Origin of the sequence: Bacillus sp. FSL L8-0654 (assembly GCF_038629965.1) — a bacterium.
Classification (GTDB): domain Bacteria; phylum Bacillota; class Bacilli; order Bacillales; family Bacillaceae; genus Bacillus; species Bacillus safensis.
Genome location: NZ_CP152026.1, coordinates 2,318,869 through 2,343,226, shown reverse-complemented (window position 1 = coordinate 2,343,226; position 24,358 = coordinate 2,318,869). Strand labels below are relative to the sequence as shown.

26 protein-coding genes are annotated in these 24,358 nt (G+C 42.0%); all 26 read left to right on the top strand.

The features are described from left to right. Positions 1-10 precede the first annotated feature (10 nt). The 26 genes from MHH65_RS12025 (at position 11) to MHH65_RS11900 (ending at position 24,355) form a co-directional block, all read left to right on the top strand. Positions 11-508 (top strand): hypothetical protein, encoded by a 498-nt coding sequence (locus MHH65_RS12025; RefSeq protein ID WP_342497859.1) that lies wholly within the window; start codon positions 11-13, stop codon positions 506-508. Between the two features lie 148 nt (positions 509-656). Continuing rightward, on the top strand, positions 657-986 hold the full coding sequence (locus tag MHH65_RS12020) for a hypothetical protein (protein WP_342497858.1): 330 nt from the start codon (positions 657-659) through the stop codon (positions 984-986). Positions 987-1,060: 74 nt separating this feature from the next. Then, a complete protein-coding gene (locus MHH65_RS12015) occupies positions 1,061-2,155 on the top strand; it encodes a hypothetical protein (protein WP_342497857.1) in 1,095 nt (364 codons plus the stop codon). Between the two features lie 116 nt (positions 2,156-2,271). Continuing rightward, positions 2,272-3,147 (top strand): phage terminase small subunit, encoded by an 876-nt coding sequence (gene terS / locus MHH65_RS12010; protein ID WP_342497856.1) that lies wholly within the window; start codon positions 2,272-2,274, stop codon positions 3,145-3,147. An 8-nt stretch (positions 3,148-3,155) separates the two neighbouring features. Continuing rightward, positions 3,156-4,451: a PBSX family phage terminase large subunit gene (locus MHH65_RS12005; protein WP_342497906.1), complete on the top strand. Its 1,296-nt coding sequence runs from the start codon at positions 3,156-3,158 to the stop codon at positions 4,449-4,451. Continuing rightward, positions 4,451-5,971: a phage portal protein gene (locus tag MHH65_RS12000; protein WP_342497855.1), complete on the top strand. Its 1,521-nt coding sequence runs from the start codon at positions 4,451-4,453 to the stop codon at positions 5,969-5,971. The genes MHH65_RS12005 and MHH65_RS12000 overlap by 1 nt, the downstream gene beginning before the upstream one ends. Beyond that, positions 5,968-6,885, top strand: coding sequence for a phage minor head protein (locus MHH65_RS11995; protein ID WP_342497854.1), 918 nt, complete (start codon positions 5,968-5,970; stop codon positions 6,883-6,885). The genes MHH65_RS12000 and MHH65_RS11995 overlap by 4 nt, the downstream gene beginning before the upstream one ends. Before the next feature lie 42 nt (positions 6,886-6,927). Further along, a complete protein-coding gene (locus MHH65_RS11990) occupies positions 6,928-7,512 on the top strand; it encodes a hypothetical protein (protein ID WP_342497853.1) in 585 nt (194 codons plus the stop codon). Between the two features lie 47 nt (positions 7,513-7,559). After that, entirely contained in the window at positions 7,560-8,723 is a 1,164-nt protein-coding gene (locus MHH65_RS11985; RefSeq protein ID WP_342497852.1) for an XkdF-like putative serine protease domain-containing protein, read from the top strand. 23 nt (positions 8,724-8,746) lie between these two features. Then, positions 8,747-9,670: a phage major capsid protein gene (locus MHH65_RS11980; protein ID WP_342497851.1), complete on the top strand. Its 924-nt coding sequence runs from the start codon at positions 8,747-8,749 to the stop codon at positions 9,668-9,670. Between the two features lie 5 nt (positions 9,671-9,675). Beyond that, the gene (locus MHH65_RS11975) at positions 9,676-10,071 is read left to right on the top strand and encodes a YqbF domain-containing protein (protein ID WP_342497850.1); all 396 of its coding nucleotides are present in this window, start codon (positions 9,676-9,678) and stop codon (positions 10,069-10,071) included. A 5-nt stretch (positions 10,072-10,076) separates the two neighbouring features. Further along, on the top strand, positions 10,077-10,469 hold the full coding sequence (locus MHH65_RS11970; RefSeq protein ID WP_342497849.1) for a DUF3199 family protein: 393 nt from the start codon (positions 10,077-10,079) through the stop codon (positions 10,467-10,469). Next, the gene (locus MHH65_RS11965) at positions 10,466-10,822 is read left to right on the top strand and encodes a DUF3599 family protein (RefSeq protein ID WP_342497848.1); all 357 of its coding nucleotides are present in this window, start codon (positions 10,466-10,468) and stop codon (positions 10,820-10,822) included. Before MHH65_RS11970 ends, MHH65_RS11965 begins: the two co-directional genes overlap by 4 nt. Then, complete coding sequence (locus tag MHH65_RS11960; protein ID WP_342497847.1) at positions 10,819-11,325, top strand: HK97 gp10 family phage protein; 507 nt, start codon at positions 10,819-10,821, stop codon at positions 11,323-11,325. Before MHH65_RS11965 ends, MHH65_RS11960 begins: the two co-directional genes overlap by 4 nt. Before the next feature lie 4 nt (positions 11,326-11,329). Then, entirely contained in the window at positions 11,330-11,785 is a 456-nt protein-coding gene (locus tag MHH65_RS11955) for a DUF6838 family protein (protein WP_342497846.1), read from the top strand. Between the two features lie 13 nt (positions 11,786-11,798). Continuing rightward, on the top strand, positions 11,799-11,996 hold the full coding sequence (locus MHH65_RS11950; RefSeq protein WP_342497905.1) for a hypothetical protein: 198 nt from the start codon (positions 11,799-11,801) through the stop codon (positions 11,994-11,996). A 2-nt stretch (positions 11,997-11,998) separates the two neighbouring features. Beyond that, positions 11,999-13,345: a phage tail sheath family protein gene (locus MHH65_RS11945; protein WP_342497845.1), complete on the top strand. Its 1,347-nt coding sequence runs from the start codon at positions 11,999-12,001 to the stop codon at positions 13,343-13,345. A 1-nt stretch (position 13,346) separates the two neighbouring features. Continuing rightward, entirely contained in the window at positions 13,347-13,790 is a 444-nt protein-coding gene (locus MHH65_RS11940) for a phage tail tube protein (protein WP_044139480.1), read from the top strand. A 552-nt stretch (positions 13,791-14,342) separates the two neighbouring features. Then, complete coding sequence (locus MHH65_RS11935; protein WP_342497844.1) at positions 14,343-14,792, top strand: phage portal protein; 450 nt, start codon at positions 14,343-14,345, stop codon at positions 14,790-14,792. Positions 14,793-14,971: 179 nt separating this feature from the next. Next, positions 14,972-19,936, top strand: coding sequence for a transglycosylase SLT domain-containing protein (locus tag MHH65_RS11930; RefSeq protein ID WP_342497843.1), 4,965 nt, complete (start codon positions 14,972-14,974; stop codon positions 19,934-19,936). Further along, positions 19,929-20,591 (top strand): LysM peptidoglycan-binding domain-containing protein, encoded by a 663-nt coding sequence (locus tag MHH65_RS11925; RefSeq protein WP_340959376.1) that lies wholly within the window; start codon positions 19,929-19,931, stop codon positions 20,589-20,591. The genes MHH65_RS11930 and MHH65_RS11925 overlap by 8 nt, the downstream gene beginning before the upstream one ends. Before the next feature lie 11 nt (positions 20,592-20,602). After that, positions 20,603-21,700, top strand: coding sequence for a phage portal protein (locus MHH65_RS11920; protein ID WP_342497842.1), 1,098 nt, complete (start codon positions 20,603-20,605; stop codon positions 21,698-21,700). Then, on the top strand, positions 21,697-21,978 hold the full coding sequence (locus tag MHH65_RS11915; protein WP_203144010.1) for a DUF2577 family protein: 282 nt from the start codon (positions 21,697-21,699) through the stop codon (positions 21,976-21,978). The genes MHH65_RS11920 and MHH65_RS11915 overlap by 4 nt, the downstream gene beginning before the upstream one ends. Continuing rightward, positions 21,978-22,406 (top strand): DUF2634 domain-containing protein, encoded by a 429-nt coding sequence (locus tag MHH65_RS11910; RefSeq protein ID WP_041506904.1) that lies wholly within the window; start codon positions 21,978-21,980, stop codon positions 22,404-22,406. Before MHH65_RS11915 ends, MHH65_RS11910 begins: the two co-directional genes overlap by 1 nt. Then, on the top strand, positions 22,399-23,445 hold the full coding sequence (locus tag MHH65_RS11905; RefSeq protein WP_340959382.1) for a baseplate J/gp47 family protein: 1,047 nt from the start codon (positions 22,399-22,401) through the stop codon (positions 23,443-23,445). The genes MHH65_RS11910 and MHH65_RS11905 overlap by 8 nt, the downstream gene beginning before the upstream one ends. Beyond that, complete coding sequence (locus MHH65_RS11900) at positions 23,432-24,355, top strand: YmfQ family protein (protein ID WP_340959383.1); 924 nt, start codon at positions 23,432-23,434, stop codon at positions 24,353-24,355. The genes MHH65_RS11905 and MHH65_RS11900 overlap by 14 nt, the downstream gene beginning before the upstream one ends. Positions 24,356-24,358 lie beyond the last annotated feature (3 nt).

Below are 24,358 nucleotides of genomic sequence, written 5' to 3'. Positions count from 1 at the left end.
GGTGATTTTTTTGAACAAAACTAACGAAACCAGAGAAATCAAGCCATTTGGACAGGTTAGAGACGTTTTAATATATTTGTCGCGCTTTGGGAAGAATATGTATAAAGCAAATATTGATCAACAAACAGAATTCAAAGAAAAAGTTAAGCAGCTTCACGATGTTAAAAAAATTAAGATACTTTTGAAAAGACTTGAAGAGGGGATCGATAACCAAAAATCATCAAGTCATTTTACTGCAGCATTTTTTGTAATCTTATCTTTTACTTTAGGGAATATGTTAAATTATTTTCTTGGTTGGGTAGATATATTGGAAGATGCTACAGTCTTAATCATAATGGTTTTTTATGTTGCTCTAGCAATTTGGGGTTATTTATCTTGGTCTCATTCAAACACACTAAAGAAATCTAACAGATATATAACATTGTTACAAGAATGTGTAGATGAGATATCTGAAAAGAAAAGCAAAAGACGTTTCTTAAAATTAACAAACAAGTATCGAACACCTTAGGAGATAAGGTGTTTTTTGACGTAAAATTGGAATATTATTTTGTTTGAGAGCGGCTTCTATTGTGAAGCTCGCTTTTTCGTTCGACAAATTTTGCGAATAGTTTTTATTTGACTCTGTCTAACCGATATAAAGATTGGAGGTGAATGAATTGGATGCTTTAATATATGAAAATTTTGTAAGAGGTGCATTTGGTTATGTATTAAATGAAGATAAAAAAATGTTAGATCGCTCAGGTGATCCAGCTCGTTTAGCTGATGCGGGTTATTTTAGAACAGCTAAGCTGAATGAATTAAAGGCGGCTGTAACTTATTCAATGTCTATTTATAATTTTCAAATTCGTGAATATCATGAACCGACAGAAGATGATTATGGGCTAACAAGTTATTTTGTGCAAGCTGTTAATGATGCTGTAAATCCCTCTGAAATTTTAGATTTAATTAACCGATATAAGCAGGAGCTTAAAGTGAAATACTTGTAAATAGACATCCTTTTTGGGTGTTTATTTATTTAAAGGAGGGGGATAAGATAGTTAAAAGTATTGACTTATTTAAATTGGAACTTGCTGAAGATGATCTACATCCTAATTTTTTGGAAATATCTAGAGAGAAGTTACCTTATCTAAGAGAAGTAATTAATACGTGGGCTATTGAATTTGAAGATAGAGATGGGAAATTTGTTAAAGAATTTCAAAGTACTTTTAATTCGAGTTTTTGGGAATTGTATATCTTTGCTGTACTTAAAAAGTTGAAACATAGAGTTGATTTCTTGAAAAACCGTCCGGATTTTGTTATAAAAGATTCCAATTTTGTAATAGAAGCAACAACAGCTAACCATGCTCATAATATGCAGCCAGAATGGGAAAGAACTTATTCTCCAAAAGAAATTGGAGAATGGTCGAAGGAGGAAACGGTCAATAATTCGACTATTAGGATAGCAAATTCATTTGTATCTAAGTCCAAATGGTATTTGAATAACATTGAAAAACTTAATTACATGAACGATAAAGCTTTTGTTTTAGCAATTGCTCCATTTGATTCGCCTTATTTTTTTATACAAGGTCATCAGGCTATTAGAAGAGTTTTATATGGTTTTGATAGATATATTGCAGTTGATATTGATGACAATAAAAGAGAGATTATAGATACTGTATTAATGGATGAAATACAAAAGAAAAATTCGAAAATTCCGTTAGGTTATTTTACAGACGAAAAACATTCACATATAAGCGCTGTAATATTTAGTAGCTTAGCTACAATTGGAAAAGTTAGATTATTAAGCGATGACCCAAGATTAACTTTAGCTAGTTATAGAAAATACAATTCAAATGGTACTCAGCCATTCATTGGTGTTCATGAAAAATCAGAAATGAAGGAAAATTTATTAGATGGATTAGTCGTTTTTCACAATCCTTATGCTCAAAAACCACTTGATCTTAAGATGTTTGAACACCCTTTAATTGCTCAAGTTACAGGAATAGATGATGAGCATATTAAAATTCCGCATAATTTGTTGTTTCAAAGAGAAGTTGTAACTATAAATAACTCACACGGTTGGACTAAAAAGAAAAAAGCTGAGATGGCATTAGAATTAAAGAGTGAACTATTTAAAGTAGAGGCATCAAAACAATTCCCAATAATTCATAATTAACATAATTAGTCTATATTTCTAAGTTAGCAATGAAGGATAATACTTTCATCATTTTGATTCAAAAAAATAAAACAAACTCAAACTTAATTCAACAGCTCGGAGGTGGGTGATATGTAATGGCTAGACCGCGTGACCCAAGAAGAGATGAAGCTTTTCGTCTTTGGAAAGAGAGCGATGGAGCCCGCTTGCTTAAAGACATTGCAGATGAGTTGGGTGTGACAAGCAGCACAGTCCGTAAATGGAAAGCGAACGATAAATGGGAAGACAAATTCAAAGGGAGCGCTCCTAAATTAAATAGGAGCGCTCCTTTACGTTCCGGCGCACCTAAAGGGAACAAAAACGCCAAAGGAAACAAAGGTGGTAAAGCGCCAACTGGTAACCAAAATGCAAAAGGAAATAGAGGCGGTGCAGCTCCTAAAGGAAACAGAAACTCTGTGAGGACAGGTGAATATGAATCTATCATGTTCGATTATATGGACGACACAGAAAAGGAGCTCTTTGAACAGATTGAGACCGATCCGCTCTATCAGATTGAATTGACCATACGTGAGCTTAGTATTCGAGAGCGGCGTATGATGCATAGGATCATGAAGTATGAAAATGGTTTAACTGATAATCAGCGACGTGTTCTTCAGCAACTTAGAAAAACAAAAGATGTCGCACCTTCGACAAGTGAGAATGGTGTTGTCAAATACGTTCCAATTATCAATGAACGTCTTGTAGTCACTGAGGTGGAAGAAACTCAATTACCTGTGATTGACCGCATCCTTGAAATAGAGGAAGCATTGACGCGAGTAACAGACAAGCGTCTTAAAGCCATTAGGCAGAAACACGACATAATGAAAACTATGTCGGAGCATGAATTGAGGCTGCGTGGTCTCGATCTTGCAAACCGAACGAGAGAAGCAGAGCTGGAGCGGATCACCGCTCGACCTGTTGATGACTCTGTACAAATTACAATTAAGAGAGCAAAGAAAAAAGGTGATGGCTGATGCATCTGATGGAAAAAGAGGTCAATCCACACTTTGAGGACTTTCTTTTTGACTGGAACCAGAAGTTTCAGTTATTGGTCGGTGGTTACGGTTCATCTAAGAGCTATCATATTGCCCTGAAGCTCATTCTGAAGCTGTTAGATGAAAAGAGAACAGCCCTTGTGATTCGTGAAGTCTATGACACACACAGGGATTCAACCTTTTCGCTGTTTGAAGAGATCGTGAATGATCTTGGACTTGATCATGTCATTCAATGCCGGACTTCACCGCTCATGCTTAAATTCCATAACGGGAGCCGGATCATTTTCAAAGGTCTTGACAAGCCAACCAAATTGAAGTCGATCAACAACATCTCGATCATCTGGATTGAGGAATGTTCAGAAGTGAAGTATGAAGGATTCAAGGAGCTGCTTGGTCGTTTGCGTCACCCAACTTTGGATTTGCACATGATCCTATCAACTAACCCTGTCGGTCAGGATAATTGGACGTACAGACATTTCTTTAAGGATGATCAAAACAACCGATTTATCCTGGATGATGAAAGGTTATATAAAGAGCGAACGATCGCTATCAACGATACGTACTATCATCATTCTACAGCTGAAGATAACTTGTTCCTTCCGGTCAGTTACATCAAGCAGCTGGACGAACTAAAGGAATACGATCCAGACCTTTACCGAATAGCTCGCAAAGGTCATTTTGGCATAAACGGAATTCGTGTTCTCCCTCAATTCGAGGTGCAGCCGCATGAAGATGTGATGCTGGCCATCTCAAATATCAATCGACCTTTGCTTAGAGCGGGCATGGACTTTGGTTTCGTTGATTCATATAACGCTGTTGTTAGGTTGGCTGTTGATCACGAGAAGAAGTATCTATATATCTATTGGGAGTATTACGATCGTGGCAAGACTGATGATGTCACGGTTGAGGATTTGAAAGAGTTCGTCGAAACAAAAGAGCTGATTAAGGCTGATAATGAGCAGAAGACAATCGCATATTTTCGCAAGATGGGATACAACATGGTGGCCGCTCATAAGTTCCAAGGCTCACGCTTGCAGTACACCAAGAAGATCAAGCGGTTTAAGAAAATCATTTGTTCCGACTCATGCACAAACACAATCTATGAGCTTCAGCCGCTCACGTACAAGACGGACAAGAATGGCAATATCATAGAGGACGAGTTTAAAATTGATCCTCATACCTTTTCAGCCATCTGGTATGCGCTTGATGACTATGAGGTAACGGACCTGAAAGAGAAACCAAAAGAGCGGACACGCCCGAACAGAGAAAGGAGGTCACGCTGATGAATAAAGTGAAAGCGACTGTGATTAAATCAACTGTTTCTGAAACGACCAAACAAATTCATGAGGATGGCTTTAATTATAAGACTGATGGCGTTATTGAGCCGCCATACAATATCAAGGAGCTCAAACAAATAGCCGAGTATTCTACCATTCTTCAACAATGCATCGATGCGTATAAAACAAACATTCTAGGTTTTGGCTTGGGAGTTGAATATACTTTCGACTTTAACGCTGAGAACGCAACAGAGGGAAAGAAAAAGGCAGCTGAGAAAGAATGGACAAGGCTTGAAGAGTTCGCCAGATATATGAACTATGATGAGTCAGCCGAAGTGGTCCTTGGTTATGTGATAGAAGACCGAGAGAAAACAGGTAATGGATTTGTCGAAGTGCTGCGAGAAGGTACAGGGAAGCCTGCAGGTATTGAATATCTGGATGCACAATATATTCGTGTTTGTAAGTTAGGCGATTCCGTTGAGATCGACTTTAAGTATACAGATCATGGTGAAGTTAAGACCATGAAAAGAATGAAACGGTTCAGAAAGTATGTGCAGCAAGTCAACACTAAAAAAGTATTCTTCAAGGAGTACGGCGATCCAAGAACATTGAACGCTGCTACGGGAGAATACAGCGAAGACACTCCTTCTAATCTTGTAGCAAGCGAAGTCATTCACTTCAAGATCGGCAGCGGTACATATGGTGTTCCTCGTTGGATTGGTAACATCGTCAATATGTATGGAGCGCGCAAAGCTGAAGAGCTGAACTATCTGTACTTTAAACAAGGTCGTCATGTGCCAGCTGCAATTACTGTAGAGAATGGAATGCTATCTGAAGCATCATATGAACAGCTGCAAGAGTACATGAATGGCATCGAGGGATCAGACAATGCACATAAGTTTCTTTTGTTGGAAGTCGAAGGTATTCCCAAAAAGGATGAACTATCGAACGATGAAGAGCCGGCGAATGTAAAGGTGGATATAAAATCCCTGGCCGAGATTCTTCAGGAGGATGCGCTGTTCCTTGAATACGACGAGAAGACGAGAAACAAGATACGCTCTTCTTTCCGTCTGCCGCCGATCTACACAGGTGAATCACAGGATTATAACAAGGCGACAGCTGACACCGCTCGTAAGACAACTGAGGAACAGGTATTTCAGCCAGAGAGAATGATCATCACTGGCAAGCTCAATACACTCTTTCTTCCTGATCTCGATCTCTGGCATGTGCGCCTTATATTAAATGGTCCTGACTTTCGTGATCCGCTCGAAATTGCAAAGGTCCTTACGCCGTTTATTCAAGCAGGAGCGGTTTCACCGAATGACCTGCGTGATCTGGCTGGCCGTATTCTTGGTAAGACACTTGAAGAATGGCCAGAGGAAGAATATCACCGACCAATTGAGGCGAAGCCAAAGGCATCAACTAGCTTACTTGATACGGTTTTTCAAAAGTCTGCGGGCACTAACAATGAATTGGTATCTATCCTCAAAGACCTTAGGGATGAACTAGAGGAGATCCGCAAATGAGCAAGATCGATCAGCTGATAAAAAACATCAATACCTTTGTGCAAAAAGCGGAGGAAGATGAGGTCAAGGAACTTGAAGCAGCTGTAGCAGATTTCCCTGAACTGGAGGATATCCCTTCTTTGGTGGAAGAGTACGAGAAAACCGCCGCAAAACTTCTCAGATTGCAACGCAGGACGTTTTTAAATGCTTTGAATGGTTTTATATCCAAGGATGATTCGGAGACGTTAGAATCAATTCTAGCGTTCTTCCAAAATGACTTGTTCGCAGTTGATGAATTTGCGGAGTTGTTCGGAAAAGAAACTGCTGTCTTTCTAACGCTTACCGTCACGCAGCTGGCTGAGAAGATCATGCATTCCATCGATGCAGATATTCCATTCAAGGTGCTTTCTGAGAAAACTGAACAGTGGATTGAATCATGGTCACAGAAGTTGGCGCAGCTTATGAAACTGAATACTCATACAGCCATTGAGCAAACGCTGAAAGAGGGTATAAAAGAAGGCCGCTCTATCCAAGAGATTGAATTGGAGCTGAAGGACCTTCCTGAATTCAGCCGGAAACGCGCACGTGTAACAGCCATTACAGAGGTGTTGACTGCTTCTTCCGTCGCTCAACATGAATCCTACGTCCAATCCCCGGCAGTAACGAGGAAGAAGTGGAAGCACAGCGGCGGGAAAAAGAATCAGTCCAGAGAAAGTCACGTGCAGCTAGACGGCACTATCATTCCTCTCGATGAAGAATTTGAGATACCAGGCAGCGGAGAGCGGTGCATGTTTCCGAGAGATACCAAGCTTTCTCCTAAAGAGCGTGTGAACTGTCATTGTGCGGTGGGTCCTGTGGTTGATCCTGTTATTCTAGGATTGTCAGCTGAGGAAAAAGAAGAGATTAGAAGGAGAGTCTTACAAAACATGGAATGAAATAGTATAATATCCTCATTACTTTGAGAATGAGGGGAAATTATGAATGTTTATGAATTAATATCTTCTATTGTTACAGCAATGATATGGCCGATTCTAATAATTATTGTTATTGCCATGCTAAAGAAACCTATTACTAATCTTATTCAAGATATAGCAACCATAAAATATGGAGGATTTGAACTGAATTTCATTAGGCACAAGTTAGAGGAAATTCAAGAGGAATTAAAATTGGAGAATGATTCAAATTTAGAAAATGACGAAGATAAAGATGTTAAAAACATTAAGATGGAATCGTCAGAAAAGGAAATTGTAAAAAATAGCAGTATTTATGAAAGTTTAAATGCACTTGATATGAAAATTTATGAATTGTACTTTGCTGTTGATCGGAAAGCTTACAAAAAACAATTTAAGGATATGGATATACCTTCTGTTATTACTTATTTACAAGAACGTAAAGTTATTAATAGTAAAATAGCTGAAATTATTACGGATACACGAAAGCTCCCTGATTATTTTTCCAAACCGCTGACAAAAGATGTTGAACTGAAATTCACTAAAACATGTGAAGATTTAGTTAGATATCTTAATTCTGTATATATGCTAAAAAGTAAAAGATATAAGTGAAGTCTTCTAAGAAAGAAGGCTTTTTCTATTGAAAGGAGGTGAATGAATTGCCACGCGAATTGATAAACGCAAAAATCACACACGTTTCATATGTAGACAAGGCTGCTAATCAAAAGCAGTTCTTTTTTATGAAGTCAGAAAAGCAGCCAGACTTCCAAAAAGAGATCAAGGTCATTGCCAAAGCTGATGATGCACAGCGTCTTGTTTACGGTATTGTATACGAACCAAACGTAGCTGATGCACATGGGGATTACATGACGCCGGCAGAAATCGAAAAAGCCGCTCATGGGTTCCTGAAGGATGCACGTGAGATCGACAAGCAGCATGATTTCCAAGGCGGTGTCGGGGAAGTCGTTGAATCGTACATTGCTCCGTCTGATTTTGAAATGGGCGGGGAGCTGATTCAAAAAGGATCTTGGGTACTTGTGACAAAAGCATCTGATGAAATTTGGGAACAGATTCAAAAGGGTGAGATCACCGGATATTCAATGGCCGGAACAGCAGACATAGGAAAACAAGAGGATCACAAGCCAGCTTCTGATGAGAAGGGGCTTTTTTCTTTGCTCAAAAACTTCTTTTTATCAAAAGGAGAAGTAAAGAACAGATACGACAAAGGCCGCATGCGTCGTGAGTTTTGGGCGGCACAAGATGCGCTGAATTCCGTTCTGTATAAATGGGATTCTTACAACGATGAAGACTTGGAGACTGATCCTGAAAAGGTAAGGGCAGCACTGCAAGATTTTGTTGAAATTACACAAGAGATTTTGCTTACTGATGACTTAGCGGGGATCCAAACTGATCCACCTGAAGAAGTTGCAAAAGCAGGTAAAAAGTTTTCAGCTGCTAACTTAACTGAATTGAAAAATGCCAGAGCCGCTATCGACAATCTGTTGAGTCAAGCGGAAGAGAAGGAGGAAGAAGAAGTGAACAAAGAAGATCTGCAAAAAATGCTAGATGACACAATTGCACCGGTTGTAAAGCGTCTGGATGACCTTGAAAAAGGCGAAGGCGAGCAGCAACCTGATCCGCAAGAAAAACAAATTGATGAAGAGGTCGCAAAAGAAATGGCCGCAGCTGTAGAAAAGGCACTGGCTCCAGTTGTTGAAAGAGTCGAAGCCCTTGAAAAAGCACGTCCGCAAGGTAATGGCGTAGAGGATGCACAACAACAAGACTTACAAAAATCTGAAACGGTATGGGGCGGCTTGCTTTAAGCCGAGAAAAAGGAGGAACTAGAGTGAGAAATCAAGAGGTAATTAACAAAGCGGAAGTCACGCTTGGGACTTTAAAAACAGGCGGTCTCATGAATCCAACGCAAGCATCTACATTTATTCGTATGGTGCAAAACACACCGACCCTGCTGCAAGATGCACGTGTCATTCCAATGGAAAGTGATTCGCAAAAGATTGAAAAAATCGGTTTTGGGCAGCGTATCTTGCGTGCTGGAGAAGAAGGCAAAGCGCTTGAGGCAAAAGATCGTGTTGCGCCAACAACAAGCACTGTTCAGCTAACTGCAAAAGAAGTCATCGCTGAAGTAAACATCACATATGACACGCTTGAAAATAACATCGAGGGTGATAATTTGCAAAACACTATCATGCAGATGTTGGCTGAGCGTGCAGCCGTTGATATTGAAGAGTTGATCCTAAACGGTGATACAAAATCTGAGGATACTTACCTTGCTCAACTTGATGGTATCCGCAAACAAGCGGAATCTCATATCGTAGATGTAGCTGGCGAACCACTTACACGCCAAGTATTCAAACAAGGATACAAAGCTGTTCCATCTAAATATTTGCGTATTCCACAAGAGTTCCGTTTTTACACGTCTCCAGGACAAGAAGTCGAGTGGAAAGACAAAGTGGCGGATCGTCAAACGAATCTAGGGGATGCAGCTGTACAAGGTGGACTTTCTTCTGCATTTGGTGTGCCGGTCAAAGGTATTGCAAATATGCAGCCGTATGATGTGGACGGTACAGGTGTTTCAGACATCTTACTTACTCATCCGAAAAACATCATCTTGGGCTTCTCTCGTAACATTCGCATTGAAGTTGATAAAGACATCCGTAGACGTAAATTCATCATTGTGTTGACTGCGAAGCTCGACAGCAAATTTGAGGAAGAGGATGCTGTTGCTAAGATCATTAAGGTCAAGGAGTGATCAACATGTATACAGCGGTTTTGATCAAGGGAAAGACATACTCTGTGATGGGGCATGTCTTTCATTTAAACCAGGAGAAAGAGATTGAGAAAAAGGTTTATCAATATCTCGATGGCAATGAGTTTTTTGATTGTAAGCAGCTTGATGTTCCTGCTGATGTTCCTAAAACAGATCAACCAAAAGAAAAGCCGTCCGAAGAGGAAGAAGATCCAAGAGAGGAAGAAGAACCGCAACAAGAACAAAAAATCTACACTGAAACTGAATTGAAGGATATGAAAAAAGATGGACAAGAAGCCGTTATTGTTGATCTTGGCGGCGATCCGTCTGAGTTCAAGAATGAAAGTGAAAGAATTGCCTTCATCCTTGAAAATCAACAGCAACAAGAAAAAGCAGGAGAGTAAGGCTGATGCTGATCTCTCCTGAAGAAGTTAGGGAGTATAGCGTATTCGAGAGCGTGAAAAACCGCTCGGAGGAACTCTTAATCAGTGACATCATTGAGGCTGAAGCTGAGGTATTTAAGATCGTAGGTCATGATTTCACAAGTGAAAAATATCAGCCACTTCCTGAAAAGGCGAAGATTGCATTGATTAAAATGGCGCAGTTCTTCGCGTTGATCAACGGTGATGAATCAATCATCAAAGGGTATAAGTCAGAAAAGATTGGCGACTATTCATACACGTTGGCAGACGGGAACGCCGTTTCAAAGCCAGATGTGTATAACCTGTTGATAGATTTCATTGAGCCAGGAGAACCGCCAGAAGATCCAGGCAGCATCAAATTAAGGTTGAGATCGCTATGAGCTATCAATCATTATTAACTGATCGATGCGATATTTTCCACCTTCAGAATAAACAGCTGTCAAAAGATCGCTATGGAATACCTGTCCAAGATGCGCAGCCGGTCTTTTCATATCCTGATGAGCCTGATCAAGTTGATCAAGCATGTTACTTTACTGAAAAGAATCAATCCATTACACAGCAGGAGCCAAACGCAACCATTCATCAATCGTACCTTGTTCATTTTCCTATTACTGCTGATGTCCGACTAAATGACAAAGTAGTATGGGAAGGCATTACTTTGAAACTGCAAAAGCCTAGGAAGATCAAAAACCATCATATCGAGGTGGTGGCCATGAGGAGTGAAAGCCTATGAGGATTGACGGTCTTGATCAATTTATCGAGGAATTGGATGCAGCTATCAATGGCGACTTGAGAGCGGAATATGAGGAATGGCTGGAAGCGATGGGGTATCAGTTTCTCGATATTGTTCAGGATGAAATTATTCGCACAAAAACGGTTGATGCTCGGCGTCTTCTGAATTCATTTCAAAAAGGTGATCGAGAGAACGTCTTTTCTATGGATAGTGGCGGTCTTACACTAGATGTCGGTACGAATTTAGAGTATGCGTCATACACGAACGACGGACACTTTACCATTGATCCATCAAAGAATCAGGACAGGCGATGGGTTCCAGGACGTTGGGTAGGAGATCGCTTTGAATATGATCCGAACGCAGAAACAGGGATGCTCCTTAAATTCCAATGGGTCGAGGGTACAGGCTATTGGGATAATGCTCTAACGATATTTGAACGAATGTTTGAAAGAGCTCTGGCCAACAAGCTCCAACGGTGGATCAATCAGCAGTTTGGGCGGTGATTAGATGAATCAAGAAGTCGGCGCCATCATGAATTATTGTTATAGGAATTTTCCTGTGAAGGTCTACGAAAAGAAAATTCCTGAACAGTTTCAGGTCCCATCGATGTACTTTCCGGCAGCTTGGGTCAATACAAGAAACGATACTGTTTCAACGTTTCTTAAAACCTACACGCTGCATATTAAAGTGTTTCACAAGGACTCTGAGCAGGCTCATGATGCAGCTGAATCGATTGTAGATGCCTTGTCAGCGGATCGGAATATCATTCAGATGGTTGCTGAAGACGGTGAACCGCTCGATCAATATGTGCGAATCAAGAGGGCGGAAACTAGGAATGGTGATCAAAGCGTGGCAACGATCGTCCTCACATGGGATAGTGCCTATTGGTACAACCGAGACGAGCAACCGAGCCTAGACAACATAAATTTTTCAGACGGGGTGATAAAAAGTGGCCAAGAATAAAAATGAATCACAGGTGAAAGAAGAGAAAGCCGCTCCGGTTCTTCCTAAAGAAGCAGCATTTTCATTTGAAGCCTTGAAAGAGCACAGCAAGGAATTGTTTGGCGTGAAGCCTGAAATCCTTGAAGGTGCTCTTTTTTATATCAAAGATAAACCAATTACAAAAACAGAAGCAAAGAAGCAGATTGATGCTTTTTTGTCTAAGGAGGTTTAAGCATGAATGGAGGTACTTTCACACCAGGTACAGAAAAGAAGCGTCCTGGTATCTACTTCAATTTCAAGACCACAGCACAACAGCGTATTACGTTAGGTGATCGAGGTACTGTTGCACTTCCGATTACGATGAGCTGGGGAGAGCCTAAGACGTTCATCTCTATCTCAGGCATCGAGGACTTAAATAAAAAAGTCGGATTAAACATCGATGACAGTTCACTTCTTCTTTTCCGAGAGGCAAAGAAAAAAGCACAAACAGTTCTTTTGTATCGCTTAAATGAAGGAGAACCTGCAAAGGCTCAGATCAGCGAGAATTTCAACGTGCTTGCTAATTATGGCGGACAGAAAGGTAATGAGGTGACGATCCAAGTCACTGAAAACGTATTGGATAGCTCCAAGCGTGATGTTGTGACTTATGTGGGTACAGACATTGTTGATAAGCAGGTTGTCACTGATGTCAAAGAGTTGAAGCAGAATAAATATGTTTCGTTCTCTGGTGAAGGTGAAGTGACGATTACCGCTGGTGTCACACTGAGCGGTGGGAAAAACGGTGTGCCAAGTGTGGCAGATTACACAGCATTTCTTGAAGCAGCTGAAACAGAATACTTTGACGTGATCGCGCTGCCTAATAACACTAGCGAACAGTTAAAAGCGACATTTGTGGCTTTCGTCAAGCGTTTGCGTGATGATCAAGGTCGGAAGATACAAGGCGTATTGCCAAACTACGCAGCTAATCACGAAGGAATTATCAATGTCACAAGCGGTGTGCTGCTAGAAGACGGTACAGAGATCACGCCAGCCAAAGCAACTGCATGGGTGGCCGGTGCATCTGCAGGAGCCAACTTCAATCAGTCACTGACATTTGTTGAATATGAAGGTGCTGTGGATACATTAGAGCGTCTTGATAATGATCAAGTTGAATACCGCTTGTCACAAGGCGAATTCTTGTTCACGTTTGATGCGCGTGATCGGACAGTGAGCGTCGAGAAAGATATCAACTCTCTGACAAGCTACACAACCGAGAAGAACAAGACATTCGGGAAAAACAAGATCGTCCGAGTGCTCGATGCGATCAACAACGATCTCACTCGTGAATTGAAGAATCTGATTAAATTACGCAAAGCCAACGGGAATGACATTCCGGCGTCTGACGATGGTTTGCAGCTGGTGAAAACACTCATCACGCAATATCTCACGCAGCTCCAAGACGGATCTGGAATCACTGGCTTTGACTCTGAAACTGATATTACGATCGCTTTGAATGAAGATCGTGACGGTTTCTTGATTGATCTAGCTGTTCAACCTGTTGATGCAGCTGAAAAATTCTATTTCAATGTAGAGGTGAAATAAGATGGCTTTTAAAGCGCAGAATACCATTTCAGGTAAGGAAGGGCGTCTTTTTCTCGATGGTGAGGAAATGGCCTTCATCAAAACGTTTGAAGCAAACGTGGAGAAGAATAAATCAGAGGTCAATGTCATGGGCCGTCGTATGACCGGTCACAAGACAACCGGTGCGAATGGTACTGGCACAGCGACTTTCTATAAAGTCACATCACGTTTCGTTCAGTTGATGCTGAACTATGTAAAGAAAGGACAAGATCCGTACTTTACGATTCAAGCTGTACTGGATGACAAATCATCCGGCCGCGGCACAGAGCGTGTCACATTGTTTGATGTGAACTTTGATTCTGCAAAGATCGCAGGGCTTGATGTGGATTCAGAAGCACTGGAAGAAGAGGTTCCTTTCACGTTTGAGGACTTTGATCTTCCTGAGAAGCTGAAGGATTCTTTTTAATTCAAAAAAGGCATTACGAATGACTAAAATATATGTTATTTTTAATTTTATCCTCGATATGGTATACTTTTGTTAAATGATTGGGATAAATGGGATACAGTTAACCAATTTACCTTTCAAGAAAAAATTCGTTTACATGCAAAGCAATTTGCATAAAATAAAAAGAAGCCAGGATGCGCTAACATCCCGGCAATGTACAATGAGGCCCTTTAAGAGGGCTGGCTTATCTCTAGATGCTTTTTAAGAATAGACTTACCCTTTTACTTTTGCAGAGGTCAAGGGAGGTCTATTTTTTCTTTTTAAATATTGTCAACAATGACACGACTAAAGTCAAAATGCTTAGGGTATAAATCCCAAAAGCAATCATTAAACTAATCGCTTCATAGGTTGACATAAGCATCACCCCCTTTCTATATGGGGATGAGCCAGACCGCCCTTGTAAGCCGTTCAATTGTACGATCTCTATTATACATGAAAAGATTGGAAAGCACATTCAAAAAATGGATGTGCTTTTTTGCATTCAAAAAAACAAATCAAAGGGAGTTTTTAAACATGAGCGAAAAACAAGCAAACAACGTATATGATCTTTCATTCTTTATGCCAGGACAAACAACAGAAGCGGAAGAGGTCAAATCCATTATCTCAAAGCGTTTCGTTGATAAAGAAGGTAAAGTGATTCCATTCGTATTCAAAGCGATCACAACAGAGCGCATCGATGAACTGGAGAAAGAAAACACGACTTTCAAAAATGTTAAAGGTCGTGGACGTGTGAAAGACTTAGATTCTCAACGTTTTTACGCACGTATTGCGGTTGAATCAACTATTTATCCTGACTTTAAGTCAAAAGAATTGCGCGAAGCATACAACACCCAAGATCCAGTCGAAGTGGCAAAACGTGTCCTGTCTGTCGGCGGTGAATATGCGAACTGGTTAAACAAAGCTATTGAGGTCAACGGTTTTGAAGACGAGATTGAGGACCTTGAAACAGAAGCAAAAAACTAATAAAGGACGGGAATAAAGAGGCGGTGTATCTGTATTACTGCATGCATGAGCTTCATTACTCCCCGTCTGAACTCTTAGAGGTCTACGAAGCACCAAGGCCATTCAAGGCCTTTTTATTTGGGTTGATAGCCCACAAACTCGAAGTATTAGAAAAAGAATCAAAGAAAGGAGGATAAGACATGGCTCGTTTAACAGCGCGGTTTGATTTACAAGACCGGATCACGCGTAAATTGCGTTTGATCAGGGGAGATATGGAACGCCTTGATAGATTGCGCCGCAGATCAGAGCGGCCAATCACTTTAAGAATAAGGGACAATGCGACAATTGCATTAAAACGTGTTCAGCGTTTCATATTGCGTGACCTTGCTCGAACTTATCAGCTGACGCTTGATGTAAATGATCTGGCCACAAAAGCATTGAGAAAGTTCAACGGTTTTATACAACGTAAGATGCCGCGTACTCATAGCGTGTTGATGCGTATTAAAGATCAGGCAACACCAGGTCTTGTTCGGCTGCGTCGTTACATCGATCGGAAATTTGGCAAAGTAGAACGGTTTGCCATAACGGTCCATGATCGGGCAACCGCAGGAATCAGACGTATTGCTTCATATGCAGCACGTCAGCTTGGTCGGGGCTACAGCTATACCATTAGAGCCGTTGATATGGTCCGGCGCACGGTAAGCCGTATAGCGTCTTATACTCGGAATACCCTCGGTACTGAATACAGGGTAGCGATCAATGCGATCGATCGTTTTACGGCTCCAGTACGTGGAGCTGTCTCATTTGCGAATACCCATTTGGGGCGGACTTACACAACCACAATTAAGGTTCTTGATCTTATCACAAAACCATTGAGAGGGATCGTTTCTGCTGTCACCAGTACACTTGGTTTGCTTGGAGTCGGTGCCGGTGCAACAGGCGGTATTGTTGTGCCGCTCAAAATGGTTGCGGATCGACAAAACATGACCACAGCTTTTGAAACACTGCTCGGCAGCAGAGGAAAAGCAGATGCACGTCTGGACGAGCTGACGGCCTTTGCTGGTCAAACGCCATTTACTCGTGATGAGATTTTCGAGTCAAGTCGTGTCCTTCAAGTATTTACAGGCAATGCTCTTTCTACGACTGAAGGCATGAAGCTAGTCGGGGATGTTGCTGCAGGTGTTCAGCGGCCGTTCTCAGAAGTTGCGCTATGGATGGGGCGTTTATATGACGGCATTAAATCGGGGCGTCCTATCGGTGACGCAACGGCAGCTTTGCAAGAAATGGGGGCGATCTCTGGTGATGCCAGGGGTAAGCTTGAAAAACTTGCAAAGAGCGGAAAAGATATAAATAAAACGTGGCCGGAAGTAACAAAAGAGTTTGGCAAATACAACGACATGATGATCAAAATGTCGGACAACCTTGCCAACTTGTTCTTAGGTGTTAAATCATTCATCAATAACAGCATCCTTATGCCTTGGGGTAAAGGACTTGCAGCTGCGTTCCAACCCGCTCTTGAAGCATTTAGAACGTGGCGTGGGGAATATTCTTTTGTACTCACTGACCTATCAAACAAAGCTGAAAAGGCAGGCAAGAAATTTGCTAACAGCTTCCTGAATCCGACAAAGAGTGTTTTCGGATTTATTGGTGATCAGTTCAAAATTTTGTTCCCTGGAGAAAAACTCTCCAAGAAGCAAATGAAAGAGCTCAAAGTGAAATTTAAGGATAACCCCAAATTGCAGAAACACTTTGAACAGCTAGAAAAATACAGAAAAATGGACTTTGAAACTCGGTGGAAGCTCGTCTTGGATAATACCAAAGACGTATTCGGCGAATGGTGGGAGAAGACTGGGAAACCAGGTCTTTTTAAGATGGCCGAGAATGTCGGGAAGACATATGGTGGCATCATAAACGGTGTGATCAATGGTCTACTTGGTATTGATGACAAATCATCCGAAGATAGTTTTACCGATGCAGGAGCCAAAGCAGGAAGGATATTCATAGAATCATTTTTAGAAGCTCTTGATCCAGCGCAATTGGGAATTCGTATCACCAAGAAGATCGGTGAGATCAACTTGAATGCTCTTACTGGAGAAGGATCAATTGCTGGTGCTTTGATTGCCAATGCGTTTGCGCTTGCATTCCTGGGGAAAGTGGCCACGTTGTTAAAGCCGCTCAAATCCATTCTTTCTGGAGCCTTTGCTGTCTATAAATGGGGCAAAGGTTTAAGAGGCGGGATGGGAGCAGGAACGAGCGGTGGTGTAATCGGTGGAGCTGGAGGAGCAGGGCGACCGCCGAGGAACCCACGAACTCCTGAATATCGTCAGCCTTGGATCAATAGAGGTGAGCCGGTACGACCAACAACGCCAAACCAAGGGCGTGGCGGTGGATTGTTAGGTAAAGTCGGTAAAGGTGCAAAGAGCATCGGAAAACGTATCCCTATTCTCGGTACAGCAATAGCAGGTACAGAACTGCTAGGCATGAATAATGACAATAAAGGCGAGAAGATCGGTGGATTTGTCGGGAATCTAGGTGGCGGTATCGGTGGAGCTGCACTAGGTACATTGATCGCGCCTGGAATTGGAACAGCGATCGGTGGAGTATTAGGCAGCATCTTTGGCGGTGATCTCGGCAATTGGATAGGAAAGATGTTCGATAACGGAACCATCCAAAAGAAATGGGATGAGATTGTCAAAGGTGCAGAAAATGCAGTCCAATGGATTAAAGAAACATGGAGCACTGTTTCCGGTTGGTTCAATGATAATGTTCTAACACCTATTACAACGTTCTTCAGTGACACATGGACATGGATCACTGAGAAATGGGGTCAGCTTTCCTCTTGGTTTATGAATAACGTGTGGCTCCCTATTTATAACTTTGCAGTACCAATCATCAACTTTGTAGTTGGTGTTTTTGTCGTTGCGTGGGAAGTGATTAGTTCCGTATGGGGAGCTGCATCAACATGGTTCATGGACAATGTATGGACTCCGTATGGACAAGTTGCGGTTGCTGCGATCACTCTTGTCTGGAACAAGATCACCGAATTATGGGAATGGATACAAATCACCTGGTCCGTTTTCTCGGCATGGTTCATGACTTACGTCTGGGAACCATTTGGATCAGTGGCAATTGAAGCCATTGGGTGGGTGTGGACTAAGTTGACCGAATTCTGGAATTGGATTCAGTTTGTCTGGGGCACATTTGCGGTATGGTTTGATACCTTCGTATGGCAGCCTTTCATCAATGTTGGATTGCCAGCTATCATGTTTATTTGGAACCTGTTTAAAAGCACGTGGAATTGGATTAAAACATCGTGGGTGGTGCTCGCAACTTGGTTTGATGAGTATGTGTGGCAACCATATAAAAAGTATGCGGAGCCAGCGATTACCTTCGTGTGGGAAAAATTTGATGAAGCATGGAAAACGATCAAGGGTATATGGGAAACAGTAAGTGGATGGTTTGAAAAATATGTTTTCAACCCGTTAAAAGATCATGCAGAAAAGTTAACAAGCACATGGAAAGGCTTATTTGACATTGTTGGAAATGTTGTCGGTAAAGTTAAAGAATTTAGTGGGAAGGCATTTCATATCTTTGAGAAAAAAGGAGAAGAAAAAACAGGACTGAAAAAGAAAGAGAAAGCAGCAAATAACGCCACTGGTGGATATATCACAAAACCAACACTTTCATGGATCGGAGAAGCGGGAAAAGAGTTTGTCATCCCGACTGAAAACAACAAAGGGCGAGGGAAGATGCTACTTGCTCAGGCTGCTTCTCACCTTGGAATGTCTGTTATGCCAAGCGGTGCATCACCAACCTCTCCAGCAAGCTCATCGTCTCCAATGAGACCGGCTGCTGCTTCATCAGTTTCCACTTCTGCAAGTGGATCGATATCAATTGGAGACGCGGCCAACGCATCAAAATACGGGGAACAGTTTAGCACTGACTTTGAAAAAGGGTTAAACAGCAAAGTCGTTTCACTTGAACAGTGGAAACAAGCTAATATCAAGCAGCCATTTACTCAAATTCAGGCAGCGACTCCGCAGTATGGGGCACAAACTGTCACCGGCTTTGCCTCAGGTCAAAACATGACTCCAACTGGCACGGGTCAATTCTTAGATCAAAATGTAAGACAACCTTTCTTATCCGCTCGCCAAGAGTCTCCTACCTGGGGAGCTGGACTAATTGACGCATTTAACAGCGGTATGAGGTCAAAAGGAAGTGAAGTCACACAAGCAGCCAAGGACATGGCCAAGAAGGTAGAACAGGCGTTTAGGGAAGAGCTAGACATTCATTCTCCTTCACGTGTCATGATGAGTCTAGGGAAATTCGCATCGATCGGAGTCGTCAAAGGTCTTGATTCAGTTGACGTGAAGAAATTCGCAGAGAATCAAGCTGGTTCCTTAATCGCTGCATTTAGTGGTATGGGTGCATCTAACCTGAGTGTTCAACAGTGGCTGATGGCTGCTTTAATGGCAACCGGCACATCGATGAGCTGGCTACCTGGTTTGATGACGATCGCGCAGAATGAGTCACGTGGAAACCCGAAAGCGATCAACCTATGGGATTCAAACGCCAAGAGAGGAACGCCGTCTAAAGGATTAATGCAGACCATTGATCCGACCTTTAACTCTAATAAAGTCAACGGCATGAACGACATCTGGAACCCAATCCATAATGCTGCAGCTGCTATCAACTACATCAAAGGCAGATATGGGAATGTGTACAATACTCCTGGATTGAGAAGTATCAGAAACGGTGGACCATATAAGGGGTATGCAAACGGTGGATTGATTACTCAGGAACAGATAGCTAGAGTCGGTGAAGGAAACAAGCGTGAATGGATTATTCCTGAAGAGCGTGGGATTCGTGGCCGCTACTTGTTGGCGCAAGCTGCACAGGCACTTGGAATGGATGTTTATGATCCGGCCACCGCTACACCATCTGAACTTTCACAAGGTCAGGTGCAAACAGTAACAGCTGGCACAGCAAATGCACCGTCTGCTTCTGGTGGATCAAAACAGATCATCATTAATTTTAATGGTGAGCAGCATTATCATAATGGCCAAGACGCAGAAGGCCTTGCAGAGAAGATCAAACAGATGCTCATTGATGAGTTAGAGAATGAAATCAACACAGGAACGAAGGGAGTCGTGATCGATGGCTAAATCAAAATATCAAATGTGGATTTCGCAAGGGAAGGACAAATTACGATTCCCTGTTCTTCCTGAGAAATTAGAACTGAATAACAACGTACAAAATGAATCTATCAAAGTATCAAAATTTGGTGAGCTCACATTCTTGGATGTACCAGGGGCTCGCCAAATTTCATTTACAGCCTTTTTTCCCAAGAAGTATACACCGATCGCTGAATATAAAAGTATTCCATCACCAGAGAATGCGATTGCCAAAATAGAGCGATTCATGAAGTCAAAAAAGCCTGTACGCTTTATTGTCACAGGAACCAAAATCAATATCCAATGCAGCATAGAAAGCTTTAACCACAATGAAGGTACTTATGATGTTGGTGATCGAGAGTTTACTTTGCAACTCAAAGAATACAAAACCGCATCACCTAGAAAAATCAAACGGAAAGCCAAAAAGAGCAGCAAAAAACGCAGCTCAAAAGGTGCACCAAAAGTGTACACCGTTAAAAAGGGTGATACCTTGTGGGATATTTCTGGTCGTTTCTATGGTGACAGCACAAAGTGGCGCCGCATTTGGAATGCGAATAAAGCTGCGATGATCAAGCGGAGTAGACGCAATATTAGACAACCAGGGCATTGGATTTTCCCTGGTCAAAAATTAAAAATACCACAATAGGGGTGATCCGATTGATAGAACTCTTTGCAGTGCGGAGCGGGACCATGTATGAGCTTGTGACAGAGAGCGTCACGCTTCGTGGTCAAAGGTATCAAGCTCCCCGATCTATACAAGCAACTATCGTGACTAAACAGGGTTCACAAAAATATTACAGCATCAAAGAGGGTGACACGGTTCTTTTCAAGTGGAAAGGAAAAGAACTCTTTCGAGGTACAGTCTTTGCAAGAACGCCGAAGAATGAAAAGCTCACTTTTACTGCTTACGACATGCTTCAGTATTTGGTGAAGAACCAGGATGTCTATGTCTTTTCCAATAAGAGAGCTGATCAGATAATGAAACGGCTTGGTCAAGATTTTCAGATCCCGATGACGTCGATCGCTAACACTGGCCATGTCATTAAATCACTTGTATTCAAAAACGATACAAGCCTATATGACATTATCTTGCAGGCACTCAGGGAAACAAAAAAGCAAACAGGACGTAACTATCAAATCTATTCTGCTAAAGGAAAGATGGGGCTTAGAGCATGGCCTGATCCGTCCGAAGTATGGGTCATTGAATCAGGCGTGAATCTCATTGATTATCAGTACAGCACCTCGATTGAGGAAACGGCCACACGTGTGAAGATGAGAGCGACACATGTGGAAAAAATTAAAGTTTTAAAGAAGGAAAAAAAGAAATCGAAGTCAACTGATAAGGACAAAGAGAAAGATAAAAAAACGACTAAAACCACGAAGCCGAAAACTGTCACTCAAAAGAAAGAGATTGAGATGCTGGCTGTGGCGAATGATAGTTCTGCAAGAAGCAAATATGGAATTCTTCAGCACGTGGAAAGAGTGTCAGGAGAGATCAACAAAGCACAGCTGCAAAAGAGGGCTGATGTTCGTCTCTCACAGAAAAAGGGCGTGAAAAAAGAACTCAAAAGTATTCAAGCTCTAGGTATTCCTGGATTACAAAGCGGTATGCCAGTACGCATCATCATCCCTGATATCGGCATCAAAAAAACGTACTGGATCGATCAAGACAGTCATGAATTTAAAGGAACCAAACACACCATGACGATCGATGTCGTTGAAAAGAACACAATTCCAACGGAGAATCAGTCATGAAACTAAGTGATGCAATTAAGCGATTGGCCGTCGATGCTGTTGATGCACAATCGCCAATGGAATTGATACTCGGTGATGTTGTATCTGTTTCTCCTCTTAGTGTTAGGCTCAACGAAAATGACAAACTCATCATTCCTGAAGAACTTCTTATCTGGCCAGCTCGATTGGACGAAGGGGAAGATGATGCACTCGAAGAAGGCGATAGTGTCATGGTCCTTGCGATGACAGGCGGTCAGATGTTTTACATCTTAGATAAAGTAGTAGGAGGTGGTTCATGATGGCACTCTCTCCAGAAGAAGAAATTGAAGATTTCGAGGAGGATGAAGAGGATATTGTTGAACCTTCGACCACCTACCGAATCGACTTTGAGTCTGGCCGTTTAACCAATGAAAAGATTAATGGTCTCGATGCCATTCGCCAATTTGTCTATATGGCTTTGCGAACGGAACGATATTCACATGCCGTTTATAGCCATGATGTAGGATGTGAGGTTCAAGAAGCTGTGTCTGATGAAGAATCAACGGACGAATACAAGGAGATGGAGATCCCGCGGCTCATTGAAGAAGCACTTCTTGTTGATGAGAGAATCGAAAGTGTTCAAGATTTTGAGATCACTAAAGAGGGGGCAGCCTTTAAGGTGATATTTGAAGTGGTGACAGATGAGGGAACCTTGGAGATCGAGGAGGTGATTGGCGAAGATGTTTGAAGAACAATCGTATGAAGCCATCATGGAACGCATGTTGGAACGTATACCCGATGATATTGATAAACGTGAAAACAGCGTTATATGGAATGCGCTGGCTCCTGCAGCTGCGGAACTTGCTCAATCTTATATATGGCTTGATCAGGTATTCGATCTTGTCTTTGCGGATACAGCGCAGGGAGAATTTTTAGATAGACGAGCTGCTGAAGTGGGGATCACTCGTAAAGCGGCCACAAGTGCTGTATGGTCCGTTGAAGTCGCACCTGAAGGTATCAGAATACCAATTGGCTCAAGGTTCTACATTGACAGTCTATATTTTCAATATCAATCTGACGGCACGCTGAAGTGTGAAACCACTGGTGCTGTAGGCAATGGTAATTTTGCAGAGCTGCCGCTCCTATCGCTCGATAACATACCAGGATTAGAGTCTGTCATTTTTGGAGAATTGAAGATACCGGGGCAAGAGGAAGAAGATGATGAAGCTCTTTATGAGCGGTACTTGATGAGGGCAAGGCGGGAAGCTGTCAGCGCCAACAAAGCGCACTATAAAAAATGGGCTGAAGAAGTAGAAGGAGTCGGCAGGGCAAAGGTATTTCCTCTTTGGAATGGTGAAGGCACAGTAAAAGTTGTCATCACTGACGGGAATTTTGATGTGTCGACGGATCTGCTTGTCAATAAGGTGCAGGAGTACATTGATCCAGTTCCGGGCGAAGGGGAAGGCCAAGCACCGATTGGAGCTACCGCAACCATCGAGAGTGCCAAATGGAAAGATGTAGAGGTGTCCGTATCTGTGGAGCTTAAAATGGATTACTCCATTGAAGATGCACAAGAGGAGATTGAAGAGAAGGTCAAAGCGCTTCTTAAATCACTTGCTTTTGAAGAAAATGTGATCAGAATGTCAGCGATCAACGACATTTTGTATCATGCTGATAGTGTGTCTGATTATGCGGATGTATTGATTAACGGTGAGGCAAAAAACTTACCACTTCAAGACATTGAGATTCCGCGTTTAGGGCAGGTGATCGTCAATGAGCAAGTATGATGATATGAAAGCCTATTTACCTTCCTATCTAACGGAGATCACAGATTTTGATGAGCTCATGAAATCCGAAGCTCCTGAGATGGAAATGCTAGACGATTCTATTTTTGATATGACTGATCAACTGTTTCCGCTCACTGCCACGTGGGGGCTGAATCGATGGGAAAGGATGCTGAAGGTGCAGCGTGAATCAGGTGATTCTATTGAGCTGCGCAGGGCACGTATATTGAATCTCATGTCCAACATTCCACCGATCACTTATGCTTCTTTAGAGAGGGCAGTCAACCGGTTCTTGAAGAACCCTAGCGCAGTGGTTCGTCTAACGACAGGCCGCTATCATTTCTCTTTACGGGTGAATCTGGATGATCTGCAAAACACAAGATACATCGTTGAAACGCTGGAAAATCTCAAACCGGCTCATTTGGCTTACAAATTCACAAGCGTTCATCATACAGATGTAAAAGAAATTAAAGACTATCATAACAGGCTCACACTGCGCAGCAGAGTGGGCTTTTTTGATCACATCCCAATCCTGCTTAATGGGGAGTTTTTACTTAATGGCACTTTTTATTTAAGCGGATCGCGCAATTCAACAGATATTCCAGTACGCTTCAGGCAATCTTTAAAGCTGGCGATGAAGCTCAAAAAAGAAATGAAAGTTCTTGGACGGACAAGATATGTCATGGTTGGAGCCAAACACGAAACGAATCAACAAGCGGCTCTTACACTTCGATCAAGTTTCAAAAATGTACTGAAAGAAAAAAAGAAAATGACATTCCGCATGGCTGCTCATGTATCAAATGATCAGAGCGGAAGTGTAATCATTAAGCAGAAATATTGGACGCTTGATGGATCGGTACCGCTAGACGGTTCAAAATATCTAGCTGCCACGTCCAAACTAATAGATTTATAAAGG

What these genes read in the sequence shown, in the direction of transcription:
- MHH65_RS11970 (WP_342497849.1), top strand. Translation starts at nt 10,077, where the DNA reads ATGCTGATCTCTCCTGAAGAAGTTAGGGAGTATAGCGTATTCGAGAGC.
- MHH65_RS12005 (WP_342497906.1), top strand. Translation starts at nt 3,156, where the DNA reads ATGGAAAAAGAGGTCAATCCACACTTTGAGGACTTTCTTTTTGACTGG.
- MHH65_RS11995 (WP_342497854.1), top strand. Translation starts at nt 5,968, where the DNA reads ATGAGCAAGATCGATCAGCTGATAAAAAACATCAATACCTTTGTGCAA.
- MHH65_RS11900 (WP_340959383.1), top strand. Translation starts at nt 23,432, where the DNA reads ATGAGCAAGTATGATGATATGAAAGCCTATTTACCTTCCTATCTAACG.
- MHH65_RS11955 (WP_342497846.1), top strand. Translation starts at nt 11,330, where the DNA reads ATGAATCAAGAAGTCGGCGCCATCATGAATTATTGTTATAGGAATTTT.
- MHH65_RS11915 (WP_203144010.1), top strand. Translation starts at nt 21,697, where the DNA reads ATGAAACTAAGTGATGCAATTAAGCGATTGGCCGTCGATGCTGTTGAT.
- MHH65_RS11910 (WP_041506904.1), top strand. Translation starts at nt 21,978, where the DNA reads ATGGCACTCTCTCCAGAAGAAGAAATTGAAGATTTCGAGGAGGATGAA.
- MHH65_RS11990 (WP_342497853.1), top strand. Translation starts at nt 6,928, where the DNA reads ATGAATGTTTATGAATTAATATCTTCTATTGTTACAGCAATGATATGG.
- MHH65_RS11960 (WP_342497847.1), top strand. Translation starts at nt 10,819, where the DNA reads ATGAGGATTGACGGTCTTGATCAATTTATCGAGGAATTGGATGCAGCT.
- MHH65_RS11945 (WP_342497845.1), top strand. Translation starts at nt 11,999, where the DNA reads ATGAATGGAGGTACTTTCACACCAGGTACAGAAAAGAAGCGTCCTGGT.
- MHH65_RS11965 (WP_342497848.1), top strand. Translation starts at nt 10,466, where the DNA reads ATGAGCTATCAATCATTATTAACTGATCGATGCGATATTTTCCACCTT.
- MHH65_RS11905 (WP_340959382.1), top strand. Translation starts at nt 22,399, where the DNA reads ATGTTTGAAGAACAATCGTATGAAGCCATCATGGAACGCATGTTGGAA.
- MHH65_RS11975 (WP_342497850.1), top strand. Translation starts at nt 9,676, where the DNA reads ATGTATACAGCGGTTTTGATCAAGGGAAAGACATACTCTGTGATGGGG.
- MHH65_RS11935 (WP_342497844.1), top strand. Translation starts at nt 14,343, where the DNA reads ATGAGCGAAAAACAAGCAAACAACGTATATGATCTTTCATTCTTTATG.
- MHH65_RS11925 (WP_340959376.1), top strand. Translation starts at nt 19,929, where the DNA reads ATGGCTAAATCAAAATATCAAATGTGGATTTCGCAAGGGAAGGACAAA.
- MHH65_RS11930 (WP_342497843.1), top strand. Translation starts at nt 14,972, where the DNA reads ATGGCTCGTTTAACAGCGCGGTTTGATTTACAAGACCGGATCACGCGT.
- MHH65_RS12000 (WP_342497855.1), top strand. Translation starts at nt 4,451, where the DNA reads ATGAATAAAGTGAAAGCGACTGTGATTAAATCAACTGTTTCTGAAACG.
- terS (WP_342497856.1), top strand. Translation starts at nt 2,272, where the DNA reads ATGGCTAGACCGCGTGACCCAAGAAGAGATGAAGCTTTTCGTCTTTGG.
- MHH65_RS11940 (WP_044139480.1), top strand. Translation starts at nt 13,347, where the DNA reads ATGGCTTTTAAAGCGCAGAATACCATTTCAGGTAAGGAAGGGCGTCTT.